Consider the following 2,722-nt stretch of genomic DNA (forward strand, 5'->3'; position numbering starts at 1 on the left):
CTGGGGATAGTTGTTAGCTGGTTATCTGCTAAATTTAGCCATTTTAAATTGAAGAGATAAGTCAGATATTCTAGGATAGTTGTTAGCTGATTACCTGATAAATTTAGCCATCTCAAATTAGAGATATAAACTAGATATTTTGGAATAGTTGCTAGTTGATTACCTGACAAATCTAGTCCTCTCAAATTGGAGAAATGACCCAGAGATTCTGGAGCATTTATTAGCTGATTATCTGCTAAATTTAGCCATCTTAAATTGGAGATATCGGTCAGAGATTCTGGAATAGTTGTTAGCTGGTTACCTGATAAATTTAGCCATCTCAAATTAGAGAGATCGGTCAGAGATTTTGAAATAGTTGTTAGCTGGTTACCTGATAAATTTAGCCATCTCAAATTAGAGAGATCGGTCAGAGATTCTGGTAAATTAGTAATTTTATTATATCGAAAATTTAAAACTTTTAACTGCTTTAATTCAAAGAATTCAGGGAAAATATCGGTCAACTTCTCTTGGTCATTAGCATCCCAATCATTACTTAAATCTAGTATTTCAAGCTGTTTTTCTTGAGCTTCTCTAATTTTCTGAAGAAAGCGATCTGGAATATTATTTAAGCTCATATCTTTTCTCATCTAAACTAATAAGAATTAAAATGGTTTGATTATCAACTTTTCTATCTAATTAATTAAGGCGATCGGGCTTCGCCTGGCACTGCGCGATCGCTAATTAATTCTTTGATTTTAAGTAAATCTGTATTATTTTTCGATTTGGTTGACATTGCTATAATTCCATTGAGTATAAAAGAAAAAAAATCAGAGCATCCCCTCTTAATACTAAATCCTGTTCTTAAAGTTGATGTAAGCTGATGTGCATAAAAAGCTGCATATTATTTGATTGGGTAAAAAACATTCAATTACATTTATATGCTGACATTATCGCTCAAGCTTGTAATACTAAATCCTGTTGGTAAAGGTTAAATATTTTAGATTTTAAAAATCCCCTTGTCCCCGCGTCTCGAAGTCTCCGAGCCAACCTTAAAAGTAAACTTTGTGAATCGGGTTTAGTATAACATTGGGTTGGAGAGAATATCGCCTAATTATTTTAAACGCTTGGAGCTTAGAGCTTAAAGGAGGGCGGTATTATTATGAGTTTCATACATTAAATCAGCAACGCCGTATTATTTAGTTGAAGACCGAATGCTATCAATTAAATCATCAATTTCTTCCGCAATCTCTGGCGCACTTGTATTCCAGTAATGAATATGCCCCCCTGCTCCTATACAACATTCCCTAATTTGCATACGTTTACTGGAATTAGGCTTATTTGTTTGAAACCTTTTTTTCTGTAGTCTATAGAGATTTTTATTGTTATTAGAAGCCCAGATATTACGCCCGATATAATCTCCACTACAATAAGCGTTAACCCATTCTTTGACATTAACATTTCGGAGTTGTATCGCTTTGTGATTCAATCATTAACCAAGATTATTTATCATTTATGTAATACCAATTCTCGAAACTAGCTAGATATCTAGCGAAGTTATTTCTTATTAATATTGATTCCCAAATGTCTTGCTAGCTTTTTCTTTTGGCTTTTCATTTTTAGATTTTTACTGTTATCTAAGTCTCTTATTACTTTTGAGCGTTGGCTATGCTTGGGTTTCCAATGGGCTGTGTCCGCCACCTGCGGGCGGACTTTATAAGCCCCACCAAGCTTATAGAACCACGCTGTTGAGAAATGGTATAACTTAGATTTTTGCGATCGCTAAAAAACAAAAAGTCAATCTCTGTATGCTATACCCAGTAAAGGTTTTAGACTTGGGTGACACCGTATGACACGAACCTTCTATTTAGCCCTAATAGTTTAGTTTTTGGAAAATTCTCGCAATTTTGGCGGTCAAAGGCTCTATTTCAAGATTTAATAGCTCTTCTGGTTCTTTTTTCATTATCCATCTTTTTCCGAGCGCGATCGCTTGCTTTGAGGAATATATTTATTTTTCAAAGAACCTGTAATCGCTATGAAAGCAAGTCAAGCAGCAGCAAAGGTATACCAGGTTGAAAGAGAGGTTAGAGGGGAGAAATTAGTAGATGACTTGATTTCATTCTTGACCTCTGCGAAAAAACTGCTTGAGAATTTCGCTGGGTTGACGATCCCAAGTATCAATATGTTCGTAAATCAATCCTTCTGAAGTAAGCTTGTAAGTCGAATAGCCATTAAACAAGATACAAGCTTTCCAAGGAACTCGCAAAGTGCCACGCACAGTCCAATTAGCCAGAATCGTATCGGATGCCGTCTGCTTAATATCATGCAAGTCAAAGTAAAGTGAGGTAAAAAAGAGCTTGCCGTGAAATCTTAATGTCCAGAAGATAATGCGGTAGTTGAACTTGCCTTTGAAGGTATTGACTGGATCTCGAAAATAGATATCTTTGGTATAAATATCGTACGAAAGATCGGTTTCAAATAGACTTGGTAGTTCGGTCTTGAGAGTTTCAATGACATCCTCGACTCGCGATTGATAAACGTTCTTCTCTAGCAAATCTCTTTCCTCTTTAAGTTTTTTTGACCAACGGTCAGAGCAGCGATGCGACCCCGCGTCGGCGTAAGACCCTAAAGGACTTCCTTCGGTCGCGCAAGGGAACGCGCATCAAGACAGGCTTCGGAGGGGCTGTCTCTTGAATCGCATTCAAGCGGGGCGTTGTCAACACGGGAGTGGAATATGCCGACTGAC

General features: G+C 36.8%; 3 protein-coding genes. All 3 read right to left on the minus strand.

What is annotated here, in order from left to right; translation table 11 throughout:
* A partial coding sequence (locus H1P_RS36815; RefSeq protein ID WP_186376256.1) for a leucine-rich repeat domain-containing protein occupies positions 1–626 on the minus strand: 626 nt, incomplete at its 3' end.
* A gap of 545 nt (positions 627–1,171) precedes the next feature.
* Complete coding sequence (locus tag H1P_RS31385) at positions 1,172–1,465, minus strand: hypothetical protein (protein ID WP_144875121.1); 294 nt, start codon at positions 1,463–1,465, stop codon at positions 1,172–1,174.
* A gap of 627 nt (positions 1,466–2,092) precedes the next feature.
* Positions 2,093–2,530 (minus strand): C6orf136 family protein, encoded by a 438-nt coding sequence (locus H1P_RS31390; RefSeq protein ID WP_144875123.1) that lies wholly within the window; start codon positions 2,528–2,530, stop codon positions 2,093–2,095.
* Between the last annotated feature and the right edge of the window lie 192 nt (positions 2,531–2,722).

Origin of the sequence: Hyella patelloides LEGE 07179, assembly GCF_900659865.1 — a bacterium.
GTDB lineage: Bacteria > Cyanobacteriota > Cyanobacteriia > Cyanobacteriales > Xenococcaceae > Hyella > Hyella patelloides.